Consider the following 18,254-nt stretch of genomic DNA (forward strand, 5'->3'; position numbering starts at 1 on the left):
ACCTGGCGCACGGCAGGATGGTGGAAAGCCCGCTTACCGGGAGAAGTGGCAGAAACCGGGTAGGCGGCCGTTCAGTACGGCATAGGCCAGCAAGCCAATGACCAGCCCCCAGAATGCCCCGCCAATGCCAAACAGGTTGATGTTGGCTGCCGCGGCCAAGAATGTGATCAGTGCCGCTTCGCGTGAACGGGCATCTGCCATTGCGTTGGCCAGGCTGGCGCCGATGGTGCCCAGCAGTGCAAGGCCGGCCAGCGTGGTGATGAAGGTGGCCGGCAGGGCCATGAACACACTGGCCAGGGTGACCCCGAATATCCCTACGAGGATGTAGCAGACGCCGGCAGCGATGCCCGCGACCCAGCGTTTGCCCGGGTCTTCGTGGGCTTCCTTGCCAGTGCAGATGGCGGCGGTGATGGCAGCGATGTTGAAGGCGTGCGACCCGAACGGTGCCATCAGCAACGACCCCAGGCCAGTGACTGCCACGATCGGATTGGCGCTGGTCTTGAAGCCATCGTTGCGCAGCACCAGCATGCCTGGCATGTACTGACCGGTAAGGGTGATAAGGAACAACGGCAGGGCCACGCTCAGGGCGGCGTTGAGGGAGAAGGTGGGCGCGGTGAACAACGGCGTGGCGAATTCCAGCCTGAGCGCTGTCAGGTCCACCTGGCCCTGCAGTAGCAGGTAACCCAGGCCTAGCAGCAGAATGCCTACTACGGCATAGCGGGCGGTAAAGCGTTTGAATGTTACATAGGCCGCGATCAACAGCCCGGCCAGGGCGGGGTCGACCGACAGGCCGCCGAATGCACCAATGCCGAATTGCAACAGGATACCCGCCAGCAGGCCGGCGGCAATTCCGCCCGGGATGGCCCGCACCAGGCGCTCGAAGTAACCGGTCACTCCCAGCATCACGAAGCCGGCTGCCGACAGCAGGTAGGCACCGATGGCGTCGCTGTAGGGCACGCTGGCCAGCGCTGTGACCAGGAACGCAGCGGCCGGCGTGGACCAGGCGGTGATCACCGGCTCGCGGCTGTACCAGGACAGGACCAGGCCACTGAGCCCGACGCCGATCGACACTGACCAGACCCACGAGGAGGTCAGCGCCGGGCTCAGCCCGGCCAGCTTGGCGGCCTGGAACACCAGGATGAAGGTGCCGCCATAATTGACTATTACCGAAACGATCCCCGCCACCACGGGGTGAAGGATGTCTGTCAGCCGTAGCGGGGTTGGAACAGTGTGTGCGGGCGTGTTCATCGAGGCCTCGGTCGTTCTGGCGCATAGGGTTGGAAAGGCTGGTTTTTATAGCGCTAGAATGGCCGGTATAGCCCCACCACTTTTCCACACATGGCCATACCAATGTTCAAGCATGCACAACTGGAGTCGGTGAAAGCCTGGATCGGCGACCCAGAGCGCGCGTCACCGCCGTTGCACGTAAGAATCCAGCGTGCGATACGCCAGCTTGTTCTCGAAGGGGCGTTGCCCGTGGGCAAGGCGTTGCCCGCCTCCCGTGCGCTGGCGGCCTCGCTGGCTGTGTCACGGGATACGGTCGAGGCTGCATATGGCCAGCTGCACGCCGAAGGCTTCATCGAGCGCCGGGTGGGTAGTGGCAGCTTCGTTTCACCCCGTGCGCAGCACCTTCCGGCCCCGCCCCGGGGCCGCAAGGTGAAAGCCCCGGACGAACCGCCGGCAATCAGCCGTCGTGGCCAGGCGCTGTGCCAGGAGGGCGGAGTGCACAATTTCTTCGTTTCTCGGCCGTTTGCGCCGGGGGTGGCGGAAACCCGCAATTTCCCGTTGCAGGCCTGGGAAAAGCTGCAACGGCAGGTGTTCAAGGAACATGGCTCCCAGGCATTGCAGCCCAGTAGCGCGCAAGGTACCGAGCCACTGCGGCGGGCTATTGCCGATTACGTCAATCTTGAACGTGGCGCACAGGCCACGGCTGACCGCGTGCTCATCCTTACCAGTTCACAGCAGGCGTTCAGCCTGTGTGCTCACGTATTGGCCGACGCGGGCGATCAGGTGGTTATCGAAGACCCGGCCTACCATGGGGTCAGGAAGGCGCTGGGTGCTGCTGGCCTGCATTGCATCGCCGTGGCCGTGGACACGGACGGCATGCAGGTCGCGCAGATAACACGGCTGGCTCCCCATGCCAGGGCTGTTTTCCTGACCCCTTCGCGTCAGTTCCCTACTGGTGTGACCCTGTCCCTGGACCGGCGTCTGGCGGTGATCGAGTGGGCCCGGCAACAACGCGCCTGGATCATCGAGGACGATTACGACAGCGAGTTTCACTATGCCGGCAAACCCACCGCGTGCGTGCAAGGCCTGGATGCCCACGACCGTACGGTTTACATCGGCACGTTCACCAAGTCCCTGTTCGCCGGCTTGCGCATTGCCTACATGGTCTTGCCGCCGCAACTGGTCGAGCCGATGACCGCTGCGCGAACCTTGCAGGACGGGCATACGGCTTCGCTGGCACAACTGACCTTGGCCAGGTTCATCGAAGGCGGGCACTTCGGCGCCCATGTGCGCTTGATGCGGGCGATCTATGCGGAGCGCCGCGATGCCCTGGCGGCATTGGTGCAGGCACAGCTGTCGGACTTTCTTGTCGCGCGTGTGCCCGCAGGCGGCATGCAGATGCCTTGTGTTTTCACCAGGCCTATGCCTGAAGAGCAGGTCGTGAAGGCGGCGCAGGCCGCTGGTATAGACCTGCTGGGGCTAAGTGGCCTGTATGCGTCGACGAAAGGGGAGGCGGGATTGCTGATGGGGTTTGCGGCGCATACCCCTGGCGAGCTGGCGATGGCCGTGGCGAAATTGGCGAAGGTGTTGCGCCAGGTCGAGTCTGGCCAAGGGCGAGCAACGTTGCCAGGATGAAGCCCGGCAGCAAGACGCCGCCGGGCAGTTGTCACGGTCAGTCGGCCAGTTCTACCAGCATGCTCTTCAGGTAGTCGCTGCCTTGCGCATCCAGCGGCTGCAGGGGCAGGCGTGGAGCGCCGACATCCTGGCCGAGCAGTTTCAAACCGGCCTTGATGGTGGTGGGCAGGCCACGGCGGGTGATGTACTCCAGCAGTTCGTACTGGCGGTAGAACAACGCGCGAGCTTCGGCCAGGTTGCCTTGCTGCACCGCGTCCCACAGCGCCAGGTTCAGCGCCGGGATCAGGTTGGGCGCGGCGGTGCACCAGCCGGTGGCACCGGCCACCAGGGCTTCCAGGGTGAGCGGGTTGCAACCGTTGTAGAAGGCCACCTGGCCATCGGTGGCCTTGAACAGGCGGTGCATGCGCTGGATGTCGCCGGTGCTTTCCTTGACCATGGTCACATTGGGCACTTCGCCGAGGATGCGCAGGATCAGCTCCACCGACAGGTCGGTGCCGCTGGTGCCCGGGTTGTTGTAGAGCATGATCGGAATGTCGATGGCCGCGCCCACCGCCTTGTAGTGGGCGACCACTTCGGCTTCGGTGAGCTTCCAGTAGGAGATGGGCAGCACCATCACCGCCGTGGCGCCGCAGGCCTGTGCCAGGCGGGCGCGCTGCACGGTGCGTGCGGTAGTCAGGTCGGAGACGCTGACCACGCTGGGCACGCGGCCGGCGATGCGTGCCTGGCTGAAGCGCACCACCGTTTCCCATTCGCTGTCGGACAGGTAGGCGCCTTCGCCGGTGCTGCCCAGCGGTGCGATGGCGTGCACGCCGTCTTCTATCAGGCGGTCGATGGACAGGCCCAGGGCATCCAGGTCGAGCGCGCCGTCTGCCGTGAAGGGAGTGATGGTGTAGCCGATAACGCCGCGAATTACAGGTGTAGACATAACCAGGCACCTTTGCCGTTGTTGGGGAAAGAGTACAGCTTCAGTCAGCCCAGGCAGTCGCCATGGGCACGCAAGGCACGGCGCGCGTAATAGCTGAACGCGGCACCATGACGTTTGGGGGTGGAGATCCAGTCGTGGGCTTCCTTGCCCAGGGCATCCGGGATGGGGCGGATTTCACCGGCGCCCATGGCCAGCAGCTGCATCTTTGCCGCGCGCTCGAACAGCATGGCAAGGACGCAGGCTTCCTCGATCGAGCGGCCGGCGATCAGCAAACCGTGGTGGGAAAGCAGGATCGCGCGCTTGTCGCCGATCGCCCTGGAAATGATTTCACCTTCTTCGTTGCCCACCGGTACGCCGGGCCATTCCTTGAGGAACGCGCAGTCGTCGAACAGCGGGCACAGGTCCATGTGCGAGATCGCCAGTGGCACTTCCAGCATCGACAGGGCGGCGCTGTGCAGTGGGTGGGTGTGGATGATGCAGTTGACGTCGGGGCGTGCGCGGTACAGCCAGCTATGGAAGCGGTTGGCCGGGTTGGCCATGCCGCGGCCTTGCAGCACGGTGAGGTCTTCGTCGACCACCAGCAGGTTGGAAGCGGCGATCTCGTCGAAGCCCAGGCCGAGTTGTTGCGTGTAGTAGGTGCCAGGCTGCTCGGCGCGGGCGGTGATCTGCCCGGCCAGGCCCGAATCGTGGCCGCCGTCGAACAGGATGCGGCAGGTAAGGGCGAGTTTCTGGCGAGGAGTGTAGGTGTTGTCGGCCAGCGCCGTCAGCATCTGCTGCTGGGCGAGTTTGACGAGCTGATCCTTGGGGGTCTGCATGGTGGTCGTCATGGGCTGTACCTGCATGGGGAAGGGCGATGGATTGCTGATCGGCGAGGACACCGTCAGGACACAAGTGCGATATTAATGACACAAAGTGTCATATGCAAGCGATGTGTCATCGCCAGCGCCAGTCATCTGAGACTGCGCGGGGGAGGTATGGCGGGGTTGTCAGAGGTGGTGCAGGCAACGATCGGCAGGCCAGCCTTGGTCACAGGGCTGGCACGTGCCCTTCAAGGTGCGCCGAACAGCATCGTCCAGTACACGCCGTTATCGCTACGCGAGTTCTCGGCAAAGGCCGCACCCACCTGGGTAAACATCGGGTTCATCAGGTTGGCGCAATGCCCGGGGCTGGCCAGCCAGCCTGCCATCGCCTTGCTCGGTGACCCTTGGCCGGCGGCAATGTTCTCGCCGATCTGCCGCCCACGGTAGCCGGCATCCCATGCCCGATCCGCGGGTAGATCACCGTCGAGGTCGCGGTGCGCGAAGAAATTGTCGTTGGCCATCGCCCGGCTGTGGCGCTGCGCCGCTGTTCCCAGGGCGGTGTTCCAGGCCAGCGGGCGTGCAGCGGCAAAGCGCTTGCGACCACACAGGCGTGGTTTCGCCCGTGCAGCGTTCACCTGTGCCAGCAACGCTTTGCTTGCCGATCGCCCATCGCCGAGCTGGGCATCGAGCAGGGGCCGAGCCAGCAGCACCCGCCACTCGTTGCGTGAGCGACTCACACCGATATCGGCATATTGGCTATCGAGCAGCGCCGTGCAGTAGTCGCTGCGCAGCATGTCGAAGGCCTCCTCGGCATCTTGCGCGCCGACCAGGCGGATGGCCCGCACCTTCACGGCCTGATAACCCGCAGCCTTCAATCCTTCCCGCAAACCCCCGCCGTAGCCGACCGGCAACGCCAGTTTCGGTTTCAGCACCAGCGGCGTCGAGCCCCGGATAATGCGCCGCTCGCAGCGCTGTGGCTGGGTGCGATAGTCGTTGATGGCTGCCACCAGTTGCCTTTCCCCGCTGGCATGGGCGGGGTTGGCGAACAGGTGGAAAAAAGGAATGAGGCAGAGCGAGACAAAGGGGGAGCGACGGACTGCGTGGCGCATGGGGTGAATGGCTCTGGTGAATGGCGGCGGCAAGGCCGAATTTAGGGCTCGGCTAAGACTGTGCGCCTCAATCCAGGTTCACTGGTGGTGGGTACAAATTTGTAGTTGGAGTTTCGGTACTCCAACGAAGGCAATCCAGGCCAGGGTTTCATGCATCCCCGATCAAGCCGGTAACCCCGCCAACCTCAACCCTTCGGCAAATCGGGCCAGATCCTCATCGCGGTAAATCGGCAGCCACTGGCGCAAGGTCGACACCCTTAACCCTGGGTCTTGTGCTCGCAAGCGCTCCATCGCCCGGTGCGCGCTGTCCATCCGCCCGCTCAGTGCATGGCTGGCCGCCAGCAGGGCCACCGCCGCCAGCAGACTGGGCAGATTCCCCAGCGACTTTTCCGCCCACTCCACAGCCTCATCCAGCCGCCCGGCAAAGAAATGCGCCAACGCCATGTCCACCTGCATGCGAAACATCTCCGGGTCCAGTGGGCTCAGCCGTGTGGCGTGCTTGAGATTGTCGATGGCGGTCTGTGTCTCGCCGCGTAACGCCCTGAGTATCCCGCCCAGGTACCAGGCCGGCGCCAGGTTGGAGTTGAGCAGGCGTGCCCGGTCAAGCAGCGCTATCGCGCCGTCCAGGTCACCCGTCAGGTGCCCCAGGGCATGGCCGCCGCGGGTTAACGCCACGGCATCGTCACGCCCCAGTTCCACTGCCAGGCGCGCAAGCCGGGCACCCTCGGTGATTTCCTGGGCGCGATCATCCATCCAGCCATTGAGCTTGCGCCAGAAGTAGCACCACGCCGCCATGCCATAGGCCGAAGCGAACTCAGGGTCCAGTTCGATGGCTTGGTAGTACAGCGGTAGAGCCTGGGCTATGGCGTCGCGGGTGCCGTTATGCAGCTTGGCCGTGCCGCGCAGGTAATAATCGTAGGCGCACAGGTTGTCGGTGGGCTTGCGCTTGGCCCGTTCGATCTCCGCCCGTTCCAGCTGCGGGGCGATGGCGCCCACCACGCTTTCGGTCACCTGGTCCTGCAACTCGAACAGGTCGTCGAGCCGCCCCTCGAAACGCTCGGCCCACAGATGCTCGCCGCTGGTGGCGTCGATCAGCTGGCCGGTGATGCGTAGCCGCTTGCCAGCCTTGCGCACGCTGCCTTCGAGCACATAGCGCACGCCCAGTGCCTGGCCAACCTGCTGCACATCGATGCGCTGGCCTTTGAAGGTGAAGCTCGAGTTGCGGGCGATGACGAACAGCCAGCGAATGCGGGACAGGGCGGCGATGATGTCCTCGACCATCCCGTCGGCGAAATAGTCCTGCTCAGGGTCACCGCTGAGGTTCTGGAAGGGCAGCACGGTGATCGACGGTTTATCGGGCAGGGCGGGCCCACAGGCGACGGGAACAGGTTCGGATGGGGCCTGTGCCGCGCTGCTGGAAGGCTCGCGGATCAGGCCGACGAAGCGGTAGCCCTTGCGCGCGATCGTGCGTACCAGGCGCTGCTCTTCACCGGAATCGCCGATGGCTTTGCGCACGGCATTGATATGGCTGGTGATGGTCGATTCCGAGACGATCTTGCCGTTCCACACGCGCGCCAACAACTCGTCACGCCCCAGCACCTGGTCGCGGTGACTGACCAGTTGCAAGAGCAGGTCGAACACCTGCGGGCCGATGGCCACGGCCTTCCCGCACAGGGTCAGCTCCCTGCGCTGTTCGTCGAGCACATAGTCGTCAAACTCGAATGGCACGTGGCATCCCCTCGCACGCCCTAGGCTTCGTGTCCGAGGCGACTGTTCAGTGGTATGGGCCGATGATACGGCAGCGCAAAGCTGGCTGCACATGCCAGGGCGTGAATTGAACAGTTTGGACGGAAATTCAAGCAAGCCTGGAGGCAAATCCAGCCGGTACGCAAGGACTCTGCACAGGCCGGCGGCGCATGCTTGAACCTCCACGACGGCAATGGTTGCAGTCGTGAACGTGGAGACAGCCCCAATGAAAATCGTGGTGATCGGAGGCACTGGCCTCATTGGTTCGAAGCTTGTCGGCGGCCTGCGCGAGCGCGGCCACGATGCCGTCGCGGCAGCGCCGAGCACGGGGGTGAACAGCATCACCCGCGAGGGCTTGGCAGAGGCGATGAACGGTGCGGATGTGGTAGTGGATGTGGCGAATGCCCCGTCCTGGGAGGACCAGGCGGTGCTCGATTTTTTCGAGACGTCCACCCGCAACCTGCTGGCAGCCGAGAAGGCTGCAGGGGTCAAGCATCATGTCGCGTTGTCTATCGTGGGCAGCGAGCGGTTGCCGGAAAATGGCTACTTCCGGGCCAAGGTCGCCCAGGAGGCGCTGATCAGGGAGTCCGCGCTGCCGTACACCATTCTGCGCGCCACGCAGTTCTTCGAGTTCGTCGAAGGCATTGCCCAGGCAGGGACGGTGGGAGAGGAGATTCGCCTGTCGCCGGCGCTGTTCCAGCCTTTGGCCTCGGATGATGTGGTAGCAGCGCTGATCGATGTGGCGTTGGCGCCACCAGCGCTCGGCATGCTGGAGGTTGCCGGGCCAGAGGCCGCGCCACTGGATGAACTGGTGCGCCGCTTCCTGCGCCTGCGTGGAGATACACGAAAGGTGGTGGCGGATGTGCATGCCCGCTATTTCGGTGCCGAGCTCGATGACAAGTCGCTGACTCCCGGCAGCGGCGCGCGGCTTGGCAAGATCCGCTTCGAAGACTGGCTGGCTCGCCAGTGAACGATTCAACCCCTATCCCGAACCGAAGGAGCATCACCATGTTCAGCCGCCCCCTCCTGGCCGCCGCGTTCACCGTGCTGGCCATGACCCCGGTTGTCGCCGCCGAGCGGCCAGTCAGCAAAGTCACCGTGGTCTTCGACAGACCACTGCCCAACGTGCCAGGCAAAAGCATGCGCGGAGTGATCGTCGACTACGCCCCCGGGGCCGCGTCGCCCGCGCATCGGCACCCGAAATCTGCATTCATCTATGCCACGGTGCTGGAAGGCGAAGTGCGCAGCAGCGTCAATGGCGAGCCAGCCAAGGTCTACAAACCTGGCGAAAACTGGTACGAGGCACCGGGCGCTTTCCATGGCGTCAGTGCCAACGCCAGCGACAGCAAGCCGGCCAAGCTGATGGCCGTGTTCGTGCTCGACAGCAATGAGACGGTACTGGTCACGCCGAGCGAGAAGTAGGCCTTCGGCCCTGTTGGCAGTGCCATGCCACCAGGGCCGAATACAGGACAACGCATCATGAACACACATGAACCTGAGCAGGCCCACGCGGCGGTGATGCCGCAGCCTGCACGGATGAAGATAGTGGGCGTCGTGCTGTGCGTGGCAGCCATACTGTTGCTGGCTGTGGGTTGGCTGACGTTGCGCTCTGCTGACGTCGCCTTTACCGACAACGCCTATGTGCGTGGAGATGTAACGTCGCTGGCGGCCAAGGTGTCGGGTTACGTGACGGCGGTGGAGGTCGGGGACAATCAGCAGGTCAGGGCCGGTGACGTGTTGTTCCGTATCGATGACCGCGACTACCGTGCGCACCTGGCCCAGGCGCAGGCCAACCTGAAGGCTGCCGAGGCGCGTCTTGGCGATGTCGACGCCCAGACACGCCTGCAGCAGGCGCAGGTCCGCCAGGCCGAGGCGCAGCGCCAGTCGGCCCAGGCCGAGCGGCAGCTGGCCAGCAAAACCCACGAGCGCAGCCGCAAGCTGATTCGGTACAGTGCAATCAGCCAGGCCTTGGTCGATCAGACCGACGCCGCCCGCAGCAGCGCCGAGGCCGCGCTGAAGGCTGCGGCGGCGACACTCGATGCTCAGCGTCAACGTATCGCCGTGCTGGATGCCCAGCGTGAGGCAGCCGTGGCGGCTATCGCCCAGGCCAGGGCCGCGCGCGACCTGGCGCTGATCGAGCTTGAACATACCGTGGTGCGGGCGCCGGTTGCCGGCGTGATTGGTAATCGCCAGGTACGGGTCGGACGATTCGTTACGCCGGGTGCTGCCTTGCTCGACCTGGTCCCGGTCGACGGGGTGTGGATCGTGGCCAACTTCAAGGAAACCCAGCTGGAGCAAATCCAGCCTGGGCAGCGGGCACGGGTCACTCTGGATGGCTACCCGCAGGACAGCCTCGAAGGCGTGGTAGACAGCTTCGCACCTGGCAGCGGCGCGGCGTTCAGTCTGTTGCCGCCGGACAACGCAACGGGCAATTTCGTGCGTGTAGTGCAGCGGGTGCCGGTGAAGATTCGCCTGGCCCACAACCCGTTGCCCGGGCGCATCGTGCCGGGGCTGTCGGCGCGAGTGCGGATCGAGGTCGGAGGTGGCTCGTGAGCACCCGGAAAGTGGGCATCAAGTGGCTTAAAGGGTGGCTGCTGGTTGCTGGCATCGTACTGGCTGCGCTCACCGACGCCATCGCCAGCAGCGTGCTGGCGATAGGGCGCAACGACATCATGGGCGATACACATGCCACGTCGGATGAATTCGCCTGGCTGGATGTTGCTTACACTGCATGCAAATTGGCAGGGTTCCTGTTCGCGCCCTGGCTGCTGGGCAGGCTGCCACCGCGCGCGGTGATCATCGGAGCGACCCTGGCCATGGGGTTGGCCTGTGTCGGTGCGGCGCAATTGGTGAGCATCGAGCTGCTGGTGGCCTTGCGCGCCTGCCAAGGCCTGTCAGGCGGTGTATTGCTGGTGGCGGGGCAGACACTGATCTTTCTTGCCTACCCGCGGCGGCAGCAGCCGGTCTTGCAAGGCTTGTTCGCCATTGGCGCGGTGGTCGCGCCAGCGGCACTCACGCCGTCGATGCAGGGGTGGTTGATCGATAGCCAGGATTGGACCTGGATATTTCTCAGCGTTGCGCCGCTGACCTTGGCGGCGACCGGCCTGTTGCTGCTGGTCGAGCTGCCTGCCTATGACCTGCCAGGCCGGCGCCGCTTCGATTGGCCGGGCTGGGTACTGGCGGCCACCGCGTTGCTGTGCCTGACCTACCTCCTGACCCAGGGCAGCCGCTGGGATTGGTTCGAGGCAGCACACATGTGCTGGGCCGGCGTGGTCGGCGGCACGGCGTTGTTGCTGTTGCTTGGCCAGCAACTGACGGGTAATGGGCAGGGGTTGCTGGACTTCAGTCTGTTCCGGTCGAGTGATTTCACCTTCGCCTTCATTGTCAGCTTCGTTGCTGGCGCGGCATTGTTCGGCAGCGCCTTTGTGATACCGGCTTTTGCCTTGTCCATGCTGGGTTTCACCGCCACCGACGCCGGCCTGTTGCTTCTACCCAGTGGCGTGGTGTTCATCGCCGTGCTGCTGGGGGTGGCGTACCTGATCCAGGTGCGTGGTATCGCGCCTTTTGCCACTGTGCCGTTTGGCATCCTGGCAATCATGGTGGCGATGTGGATGCTTTCGGGCTCGACCCGCGAGAGTGGCATGCACGACATGATGGCCGCGGTCATGCTGCGCGGGGCCGGGCTGGGGTTGCTGTTTCTGTCGCTGACTCTGATTGCCTTTGGCAGGCTGGGCCGGCACAGCCTGGCCAGTGGTATCGGCCTTTTCAATACCGGGCGGCAGGTGGGTGGGCTTTTGGGGGTAGCAGGGTTGCAGACGCTGCTCGACCAGCATGGCGTGCTCAATGCCCAGGCGCTTGGTGCGCATGTGAGCACAGGCGCGACGGCGGTAAATGAACGGCTTGATTCGGTGACGTCGATGTTGCGGCTTGAGGGTATTGACCCGCCGGCTGCTGGACGAGTGGCCATGAGCCTGTTGTCGCAGGCAGTGACGGGGCAAGGGGCGGTGATCGCCTTCGACACGGCGTTCATCGCTGTGGCGTTGCTGTTTGCCGTGGCAGCGCCGCTGCTAGTGTGCATCAAAATGCTGTTGGCGCGCATGGCCGGGAAACAGGACGCCGGGCAATCTCATGAAGGTGAATTGCCGGTTTCACATCGTGAGCTTTCGCTGTAAAACGGCGCTGTGCCTAATTTGAATGCAGCAGCAAGGTAAACCGCAATGACACAAGCTACCGATCAGGCTTTTTATGACCGCGCGGATGCGCATATCGAACTGGCGAACCAGCAGATCGAGAAAATCGAAGACCTGGGCAAGGTCAGCGCCTCACTGACCTTCGGCGCCTCGCGCTTCAATGCCTGGATGAGCGCCCGCAGTTTCAAGACCGGTGCGGAACTGGCTGCCGCGCGGGAGGAGCTGTTGAAGTATTTCTGCGAGCAGTACCGGATGATGCTTGAGGACAACCTGGACGAGCACATCGAGCATTTCGACCGGTATGTGCTGGGCAAAGGCAACTGAGCCATGGGGGCGCGATCTCATGGAACTGCACAAGGCTCATTGAATTAGCAGGGACCCTGTGGGAGCGGCTTTAGCCGCGAACACCGGCGCAGCCGGTGCCATGCACCGCGTTGGATTCTTCGCGGGTAAACCCGCTCCCACAGGGTACGCGGACCGCTTGTGAATTCAGTCCTCTACCCGCCAGCGCAGCCTTATCGGGCCTTCTTCTCCAGAATCCGCGGCCCGGTACCTTCCTTGCCCAGCACATCCTCGGGGTTGCGTAGTGGGCAATCTTCCAGCGACAGGCAGCCGCAACCGATGCAGTTGTCCAGGCTGTCGCGCAACGCTTCCAGAGTACGAATGCGGGCGTTCAGGTCTTCGCGCCAGGCGGTCGACATCTCGCCCCATTGCGCTGCCGTGAGCTTGCTGTTGGGCGCATAGCGGCTGAAGGCCTGCTTGATCTCGTCAAGCGGAATACCCGTGCGCTGCGCCACCTTGATGATGGCCAGCGTACGCAGCACCAGTGAAGGATAGCGGCGCTGGTTACCCGCCGTACGGACGCTGGCGATCAGCCCCTTGGTCTCGTAGAAGTGCAGCGCAGAAACCGCCACGCCGCTGCGTTTGGCCACTTCCCCTACCGTTAGCATCCGTGTGTTGTCCGCTGCCATGCCTGTTGACCCCAAGTTAACTCGAGCTCTTATAGTCCTGCCCGATCTTCCCCGCAACCGCTTTGCTGATGATCGAAGCAACCAGTACAGGTGGCAGCCGAGATGGCGGGGCGCATTGCCTTCGAGACCTACAGGGATCGCGGTTGGTTTGATCAGCCAGGCGACCGATCCCGGCGCATCTGGGTAACCAGGGTAAAGCGATCATCCGGATGCACCGTCTCGGACACCGCCATCAGGTCGCCGTTTTCCTCGCGGTAATGGCGAATGATCTTCAGCCCCGGCGCGCCTGCCTCGGCCTTCAGCACCCGGGCCATTTCCGCGGTCAGCAACACTGCCCGCACCTGCTGGTCGACCACCGCGATCGCGCGGCCATAGTGCTGCTCGATCAGCCCCGCAATCAGCTGATCGAGGTGCTCGCGGGCCATCTCGATGACCTCGGCATAGTCGCGTTGCGCGTACACATCGGTCCAGCACAGCGGCGCCGCGTTGTGCACGCGGTCGACACGGATGCTCGACACGCAGAAGTAGTGCTCGCCCGGTACCAGCCCCAGCCGCGCCGCCTCGCTCAGGTCGGCGACGAAGTGGCGCACGTCCTGGATTTCCCGTTGCTGGTTTTGCGCCAGTTGCGCCAGGTCCGCCACGCTGGCCAGTGACTGCGAGTAGCCACCGCGCGGGCTACTGGCCTCCACCCGGGTACCCACGCGCTTGCGCCGCGATACCAGCCCTTGGTTGAGCAACTGGTTGATCGCCGCGCGCACCGTGTGTCGGCTCACATCGTACAGGTCGCACAGCTCGAACTCGGTCGGCAGCAGGCTGCCCACCGGGTAGCGGCCGCTGGCGATGCCTTCCATCAAGTCCTTTGCCACGGTGGTATAACGCGTTGGGTTCATACCTTTGGTCTGTCTCGCGAATTTGTATCAGCAGCAGGGGCGCAAAGTCGCCCCGAAAATCAAGCCTGGGCAGGCAGGCTCATATGCAGCAAGGGGAACGGCCGGCCTTCGCCATCCAGCGCTGAGCGGCCGGTCTGGATGAAGCCGTAATGCCGGTAGAACCCCACTGCCTGCGGGTTCTGCTCGTTGACATCGACGCTCATCGCGCTGCGCTTCTGGCGGCCGAAATCAAGCAGCGCGCGGCCTATGCCCTGGCCGTGGCGCTCGGGGGCGACGAAGAGCATTTCCACGTGGTTGCCATTGAAGCCGATGAAGCCCAGCGGGCGGTCTTCGGTGTCAACCGCGACCCAGAGCTCGACGGCCTGGAAGTAGACGTCGCGCAATTGCGGCAGTAGTGCGTCGATGTCGGATGCTTGCAGAAAGTGGTGCGTGGCGCGCACGGCGCGCAGCCAGATATCGAGCAGTTGCGGGTGGTCTGCAGCGATACTTTGGCGAATGATCATGGAGTCATGCCTGGGCGGTGTATGGCCGGGGAGGCCGGGAGGAAGAAAAAGGGTACCCGGATTGTGTGGGGCGGGGCAATGGACGGTGGGGCAGGGCATCAGCTGATGTGTTGCCCGGGCCGGCCCTTTCGCGGGTAGACCCGCTCCTGCAAGCATGGCACTGCCCTCGAGCCCGGCGCCGTACCTGTGGGAGTGGGTTTACCCGCGAACATGGGCGAAGCCCGTGCCATCGATGGGCTCGACTGCAATCCACATCGATGCTGGAATTGAACCCGCACAACAAGAACGGCCGGGAGCGCCAATGAACCGAAACGAACTGCGCAAAGCCGATATCAACCTGATGGTGGTGTTCGAAGCGCTGATGCAGGAGCGCAACATCACCCGTGCCGCAGAGAAACTGTTCGTCGCCCAATCCACGGTCAGCGCTGCGCTGGCCCGCATGCGCACGATGTTCAACGACCCGTTGCTGATCCGTGTGGGCAACCGCATGGAGCCCTCGGCCAGGGCCGAAGAGGTGATCAAGTACCTCACTCCGGCACTGGATGCCATGTCCGTCGCCCTCAGCCTGACCCACGACTTCGACCCGCTGACCAGCAAGATGACCTTCCGCATCGGTTTGTCCGATGACGTCGAGTCGGGGTTGTTGCCGCCACTGCTGCGGGCGCTGCGAGTGGAAGCGCCGAATGTGGTGGTGGTCGTGCAGCATGTCGATTATTGGCGCATTCCGGACCTGTTGGCGGCGGGCGACGTGACGGTCGGGATCAGCCAGACCCGTGGGCTGCCGGCCAATGCCAAGCGCAAGGTATTGCGCACCATGCAGGGCCGGGTAGTGCGGGCCGACAAGTCCGCCACGCCGCTGACGCTGGATGAGTTCTGCGCCCGCCCGCACGTTCAGGTCTCACCCACCGCCAATACCCAGGGTGTGGTCGATGACTGGCTGAAAGAGATCGGCCGCCAACGCAAGGTGGTGTTGTCGGTGCCGCAGTTCAGTTCACTGCCGGCGATTCTGGCCGGTACCGACCTGCTGGCCTGCTGCCCGGACTATGCCGCGCAGGGCATGGAGCGTTGGGGCAACCTGCAGGCCGAGCACCTGCCGTTCGAGACCACGGCGCTGGAACTGGCCATGGTCTGGCTGGGTACCACCGACAGCGACCCTGCCGAACGCTGGTTGCGTGGCCGCCTGGAGCACTACATGGGCGGTGTGCGCGAGGGGCTGATGGGGGCCTAGCCACACGCCTATCATGGAACTGCACATAACTCATTGAATTGGCACGGCCCCCGTGGGAGCGACTTTAGCCGCGAACACCGGCGCAGCCGGTGCCATGCACCGCGTTGGGTTTTTCGCGGCTAAAGCCGCTCCCACAATGTACGCGTACCGCTTGCGAATTCAGTTCTCTACGCGACAGCGCATGAAAAACGGTATCTAGAAGCCCGCCTCCAGGCCCAGCAGGTCCTGCACTGTCTGCCTGCGGCGAATCATCCGTAGCGCCCCATCCTCGATCAGGAACTCCGGCAGCAACGGCCGGCTGTTGTAGTTCGACGACATCGACGCGCCGTAGGCCCCGGCGTCGTGGATCACCAGCAGGTCACCCACCTGCGCCTGGGGCAGGTCGTGCGGGGTCAGTTCCTGGTCATCCTGGGTAAACACATCACCCGACTCGCACAGCGGCCCGGCCACCACGGTCGGCTGCCGTGGGCGGTCAACCGGCTGGCCGTCGGCGTCGAGCAGGGTCATGCGGTGGTAGGCCCCGTACATCGCCGGGCGCATCAGGTCGTTGAAACCGGCGTCGATCATGACGAAGGTGTTGCGGCCCACCTGCTTCACAGCGCGTACCTCGGCCACCAGGTAGCCCGATTCCGCCACCAGGAAGCGCCCCGGCTCGATCTCCATGCGCACGGGGTGGCCCAGCATCGCTTCGATTTCCTTGCGGGCCACGGCCCAGGTCCGGGCGTAGCGTTGCAGGTCGACCGGCGTGTCGCTGCTGCGGTACGGGGTGGAAAGCCCGCCGCCAATGGAGAACGCCTCGATGTCCACGCCCAGGCGGCCGATCAGCTCGATCATCGAGCGGGCCACTTGCTCCAGGTGCTGGTAATCCACCCCCGAGCCGATGTGCATGTGCACCCCTACCAGGTGCAGGCCATGGGCTTTCACGCAGGCCAGCGCTTCGCCCAGCTCTTCGTGCCAGATGCCGTGCTTGCTGTTCTCGCCGCCGGTGTTGGTCTTGCGGCTGTGGCCATGGCCGAAGCCGGGGTTGATGCGGACCCACACGCGGTGGCCGGGCGAGCGTTCACCCAGTTGGCGCAGCATGTCGATGGAGCCGGCGTTGACTTCGATCTTCGAGGCCACCACCCGCTCCAGGGTCGGCCGGTCCAGTGCGTCGCAGGTCAGCACCACGCCGGCAGGGTCGCCATCCACGCTGGCGCCCGCGGCAAAGGCCCGCTCCATTTCGCCCAGCGACACTGCGTCCAGCACCAGGCCGTGGGCGCGCATCAGGCGCAGCACATGCAGGTTGGGGTTGGCCTTCTGGGCGAAGCGCACGGTGTCGAACACCTTCAGCTGTTCGACACGCTCGGCGATGGTGCCGGCGTCATAGGCCCACAGCGGCGAGCCGTGCTGGCGGACAGCCTCGGCCAGAAGAGTGAAGGGTGCAGTCATGGCGGCGCTACTCATATAAGGAAGGCCACGAGAATGAGCCAAAGCAGGAATTCAGAAAAATAGCTATTTTTCTGTCAGCCATTCATATCTGATATGACCATTACCGACTTGCCAGGTGTTGCCCGTGAAACTGTCCGTCCGCCATATCGAAGTGTTCCGCGCCATCATGGCCGCTGGCAGCGTCACCGGTGCGGCGCGCCTGCTGTTCACCTCGCAGCCCACCGTCAGCCGCGAACTGGCGCGGCTGGAGCAGGTAACCGGGCTGAACCTGTTCGAGCGCGAAGGTGGCCGCCTGGTGGCGACGGCCCAGGCGCTGCTGTTGATCGAGGAGGTTGAGCGGGCCTACGTAGGGCTGGAGCGCATCGACCGCTTTGCCCAGGCCATCCGCAATTTCGAGCAGGGCCGGCTGGCCATTACCTGCCTGCCACTGTTTTCCCAGACTTTGCTGCCCAAGGCTTGCCAGCGCTTTCACCAGCAGCACCGGGGCGTGAGCGTGAGTATCCTGGCGCAGGAGTCGCCGTTGCTGGAGGAGTCACTGGTTGCCCAGCAGCATGACCTGGGCCTGACCGAGGTAGAACAGATACCGCGTGGCGCCTACGGCGAATTGCTGTTCAGCGCCAACATGGTGTGCGTGCTGCCCGACGGGCACCCGTTGCAGGCCAGGGCCGAGCTGGAGCTGAGCGATTTCCATGAGGTCGACTTCATCAACCTGGCCAGCCTGGACACCTACCGGCAGCGCCTGGACCAGCACTTTCGCGCGGCAGGGGTGAACCGCCGCACGGTCATCGAGACCACCAGTGCTGCCTCGGTGTGCGCCATGGTCAGGCAAGGCCTGGGGGTGGCGATCATCAACCCGCTGAGCGGCCTGGAGGCGGCGCAGGGCGGGTTGCCAATTCGGCGGTTGCGGGTGTCGGTGCCGTATCAGGTGATGCTGATCAGGCCGGACCACCGGCCGGCGTCGGCGGCGGTGGAGCCGTTTTGCCAGGCGTTGCGGGTGCAGGCCCGGGAGATGCAGCAGGCGCTGGCATGATCGTTGTGGGGGAACTGCCTTGCACAAAACCTAAAAACTGGCGCGATCACTGTGGGAGCGGGCGCGCCCGCGAAGCAGGCGACGAGATGGATGGCACCGGCTGTGCCGGTGTTCGCGGGCATGCCCGCTCCCACAGTGATCGCGCCGGTATTCAGTTCGTCACAGCTCGCAGACGAAGGTGCCGGTCCCGGCCAGGATGTTCTCCAGGGTTTGCTTCACTTCATCCATGTCACTCAACTCGCTGGTCAGGTTGATCTCCAGCACCTCATCCCCCTTCAGCGCATCCCGGTCGCCGGCCGCCACTTCGATCAGCAGGCGCTTGGCGCTCAGGGTCACTTTCAGGCCATCCAGCGTCGACGGCTCGTCATCCAGGGTCAGGTCGACGGTGTCTTCATCCGGGTAGCGGGTCAGCAGGAACATCTGACCCTTGTCGCTGTGGCAGCACAGGGTCGCCATGTTGTCTTCCTCGTCATCGCAAGGGGTGGCGAACAGCAGGGCAGTATTGATTTGCATGGACAAGGCTCGGATCAAAGGAAACGGAAGGGAATTCTGACAGTCTTGCCGACAGGCAT

18 protein-coding genes are annotated in these 18,254 nt (G+C 64.1%); 8 read left to right on the forward strand and 10 right to left on the reverse strand.

Annotated elements, in window-relative coordinates; all coding sequences use genetic code 11:
* Positions 1 to 33: 33 nt before the first annotated feature.
* Positions 34 to 1,248: a benzoate/H(+) symporter BenE family transporter gene (locus MJ643_RS24085; RefSeq protein WP_047932981.1), complete on the reverse strand. Its 1,215-nt coding sequence runs from the start codon at positions 1,246 to 1,248 to the stop codon at positions 34 to 36.
* A gap of 102 nt (positions 1,249 to 1,350) precedes the next feature.
* On the opposite strand from MJ643_RS24085, the gene MJ643_RS24090 reads away from it, so the two are divergent.
* A complete protein-coding gene (locus MJ643_RS24090) occupies positions 1,351 to 2,862 on the forward strand; it encodes a PLP-dependent aminotransferase family protein (RefSeq protein ID WP_247727018.1) in 1,512 nt (503 codons plus the stop codon).
* 37 nt (positions 2,863 to 2,899) lie between these two features.
* On the opposite strand, the gene MJ643_RS24095 is transcribed toward MJ643_RS24090, so the two are convergent.
* The 4 genes from MJ643_RS24095 to MJ643_RS24110 form a co-directional block, all read right to left on the reverse strand.
* Entirely contained in the window at positions 2,900 to 3,787 is an 888-nt protein-coding gene (locus MJ643_RS24095; protein ID WP_047932983.1) for a dihydrodipicolinate synthase family protein, read from the reverse strand.
* 44 nt (positions 3,788 to 3,831) lie between these two features.
* Positions 3,832 to 4,614, reverse strand: coding sequence for an aldolase (locus MJ643_RS24100; RefSeq protein WP_015269467.1), 783 nt, complete (start codon positions 4,612 to 4,614; stop codon positions 3,832 to 3,834).
* 221 nt (positions 4,615 to 4,835) lie between these two features.
* Positions 4,836 to 5,696: a CAP domain-containing protein gene (locus tag MJ643_RS24105; protein WP_013971651.1), complete on the reverse strand. Its 861-nt coding sequence runs from the start codon at positions 5,694 to 5,696 to the stop codon at positions 4,836 to 4,838.
* A 162-nt stretch (positions 5,697 to 5,858) separates the two neighbouring features.
* Positions 5,859 to 7,424 (reverse strand): winged helix-turn-helix domain-containing tetratricopeptide repeat protein, encoded by a 1,566-nt coding sequence (locus MJ643_RS24110; protein ID WP_247727019.1) that lies wholly within the window; start codon positions 7,422 to 7,424, stop codon positions 5,859 to 5,861.
* Between the two features lie 244 nt (positions 7,425 to 7,668).
* Between MJ643_RS24110 and MJ643_RS24115 the strand changes: the two genes are divergently transcribed.
* Genes MJ643_RS24115 through MJ643_RS24135 form a run of 5 tightly spaced genes read left to right on the forward strand, consistent with a single transcriptional unit; the run spans position 7,669 to position 11,956 of the window.
* Positions 7,669 to 8,412: an SDR family oxidoreductase gene (locus MJ643_RS24115; protein WP_023663030.1), complete on the forward strand. Its 744-nt coding sequence runs from the start codon at positions 7,669 to 7,671 to the stop codon at positions 8,410 to 8,412.
* A 38-nt stretch (positions 8,413 to 8,450) separates the two neighbouring features.
* Positions 8,451 to 8,864, forward strand: coding sequence for a cupin domain-containing protein (locus tag MJ643_RS24120; protein ID WP_013971654.1), 414 nt, complete (start codon positions 8,451 to 8,453; stop codon positions 8,862 to 8,864).
* Between the two features lie 57 nt (positions 8,865 to 8,921).
* Positions 8,922 to 9,995: an HlyD family secretion protein gene (locus MJ643_RS24125; protein WP_041506173.1), complete on the forward strand. Its 1,074-nt coding sequence runs from the start codon at positions 8,922 to 8,924 to the stop codon at positions 9,993 to 9,995.
* The gene (locus tag MJ643_RS24130; protein ID WP_247727020.1) at positions 9,992 to 11,614 is read left to right on the forward strand and encodes an MFS transporter; all 1,623 of its coding nucleotides are present in this window, start codon (positions 9,992 to 9,994) and stop codon (positions 11,612 to 11,614) included. Before MJ643_RS24125 ends, MJ643_RS24130 begins: the two co-directional genes overlap by 4 nt.
* A 45-nt stretch (positions 11,615 to 11,659) precedes the next feature.
* Positions 11,660 to 11,956, forward strand: a complete 297-nt coding sequence (locus MJ643_RS24135) for a DUF3144 domain-containing protein (RefSeq protein ID WP_023661736.1) — start codon at positions 11,660 to 11,662, stop codon at positions 11,954 to 11,956.
* A gap of 191 nt (positions 11,957 to 12,147) precedes the next feature.
* On the opposite strand, the gene soxR is transcribed toward MJ643_RS24135, so the two are convergent.
* From soxR to MJ643_RS24150, 3 genes are all read right to left on the reverse strand, one after another.
* Positions 12,148 to 12,603 (reverse strand): redox-sensitive transcriptional activator SoxR, encoded by a 456-nt coding sequence (gene soxR / locus MJ643_RS24140; RefSeq protein ID WP_039614512.1) that lies wholly within the window; start codon positions 12,601 to 12,603, stop codon positions 12,148 to 12,150.
* 152 nt (positions 12,604 to 12,755) lie between these two features.
* Positions 12,756 to 13,493 (reverse strand): GntR family transcriptional regulator, encoded by a 738-nt coding sequence (locus MJ643_RS24145; protein WP_047595256.1) that lies wholly within the window; start codon positions 13,491 to 13,493, stop codon positions 12,756 to 12,758.
* A 59-nt stretch (positions 13,494 to 13,552) separates the two neighbouring features.
* The gene (locus tag MJ643_RS24150) at positions 13,553 to 13,996 is read right to left on the reverse strand and encodes an acetyltransferase (RefSeq protein ID WP_023661733.1); all 444 of its coding nucleotides are present in this window, start codon (positions 13,994 to 13,996) and stop codon (positions 13,553 to 13,555) included.
* 301 nt (positions 13,997 to 14,297) lie between these two features.
* On the opposite strand from MJ643_RS24150, the gene MJ643_RS24155 reads away from it, so the two are divergent.
* On the forward strand, positions 14,298 to 15,224 hold the full coding sequence (locus tag MJ643_RS24155) for a LysR substrate-binding domain-containing protein (protein ID WP_024086554.1): 927 nt from the start codon (positions 14,298 to 14,300) through the stop codon (positions 15,222 to 15,224).
* A gap of 195 nt (positions 15,225 to 15,419) precedes the next feature.
* Here MJ643_RS24155 and lysA read toward each other — a convergent pair whose 3' ends face one another.
* The gene (gene lysA, locus MJ643_RS24160) at positions 15,420 to 16,652 is read right to left on the reverse strand and encodes a diaminopimelate decarboxylase (RefSeq protein ID WP_024086555.1); all 1,233 of its coding nucleotides are present in this window, start codon (positions 16,650 to 16,652) and stop codon (positions 15,420 to 15,422) included.
* 124 nt (positions 16,653 to 16,776) lie between these two features.
* Here lysA and MJ643_RS24165 point away from each other — a divergent pair, with 124 nt between their 5' ends.
* Positions 16,777 to 17,682, forward strand: coding sequence for a LysR family transcriptional regulator (locus MJ643_RS24165; protein WP_015269490.1), 906 nt, complete (start codon positions 16,777 to 16,779; stop codon positions 17,680 to 17,682).
* Positions 17,683 to 17,841: 159 nt separating this feature from the next.
* Here MJ643_RS24165 and MJ643_RS24170 read toward each other — a convergent pair whose 3' ends face one another.
* Positions 17,842 to 18,195: a hypothetical protein gene (locus tag MJ643_RS24170; protein ID WP_031324624.1), complete on the reverse strand. Its 354-nt coding sequence runs from the start codon at positions 18,193 to 18,195 to the stop codon at positions 17,842 to 17,844.
* Between the last annotated feature and the right edge of the window lie 59 nt (positions 18,196 to 18,254).

Origin of the sequence: Pseudomonas sp. PNPG3, from assembly GCF_023093815.1 — a bacterium.
Taxonomy (GTDB): Bacteria; Pseudomonadota; Gammaproteobacteria; order Pseudomonadales; family Pseudomonadaceae; genus Aquipseudomonas; species Aquipseudomonas asiatica.

Coding starts and splice junctions, on each gene's coding strand:
- MJ643_RS24125 (WP_041506173.1), top strand. CDS start 8,922: ATGAACACACATGAACCTGAGCAGGCCCACGCGGCGGTGATGCCGCAG.
- MJ643_RS24155 (WP_024086554.1), top strand. CDS start 14,298: ATGAACCGAAACGAACTGCGCAAAGCCGATATCAACCTGATGGTGGTG.
- MJ643_RS24170 (WP_031324624.1), bottom strand. CDS start 18,195: ATGCAAATCAATACTGCCCTGCTGTTCGCCACCCCTTGCGATGACGAG.
- MJ643_RS24135 (WP_023661736.1), top strand. CDS start 11,660: ATGACACAAGCTACCGATCAGGCTTTTTATGACCGCGCGGATGCGCAT.
- MJ643_RS24095 (WP_047932983.1), bottom strand. CDS start 3,787: ATGTCTACACCTGTAATTCGCGGCGTTATCGGCTACACCATCACTCCC.
- MJ643_RS24120 (WP_013971654.1), top strand. CDS start 8,451: ATGTTCAGCCGCCCCCTCCTGGCCGCCGCGTTCACCGTGCTGGCCATG.
- MJ643_RS24105 (WP_013971651.1), bottom strand. CDS start 5,696: ATGCGCCACGCAGTCCGTCGCTCCCCCTTTGTCTCGCTCTGCCTCATT.
- MJ643_RS24090 (WP_247727018.1), top strand. CDS start 1,351: ATGTTCAAGCATGCACAACTGGAGTCGGTGAAAGCCTGGATCGGCGAC.
- MJ643_RS24150 (WP_023661733.1), bottom strand. CDS start 13,996: ATGATCATTCGCCAAAGTATCGCTGCAGACCACCCGCAACTGCTCGAT.
- soxR (WP_039614512.1), bottom strand. CDS start 12,603: ATGGCAGCGGACAACACACGGATGCTAACGGTAGGGGAAGTGGCCAAA.
- lysA (WP_024086555.1), bottom strand. CDS start 16,652: ATGACTGCACCCTTCACTCTTCTGGCCGAGGCTGTCCGCCAGCACGGC.
- MJ643_RS24085 (WP_047932981.1), bottom strand. CDS start 1,248: ATGAACACGCCCGCACACACTGTTCCAACCCCGCTACGGCTGACAGAC.
- MJ643_RS24100 (WP_015269467.1), bottom strand. CDS start 4,614: ATGACGACCACCATGCAGACCCCCAAGGATCAGCTCGTCAAACTCGCC.
- MJ643_RS24145 (WP_047595256.1), bottom strand. CDS start 13,493: ATGAACCCAACGCGTTATACCACCGTGGCAAAGGACTTGATGGAAGGC.
- MJ643_RS24115 (WP_023663030.1), top strand. CDS start 7,669: ATGAAAATCGTGGTGATCGGAGGCACTGGCCTCATTGGTTCGAAGCTT.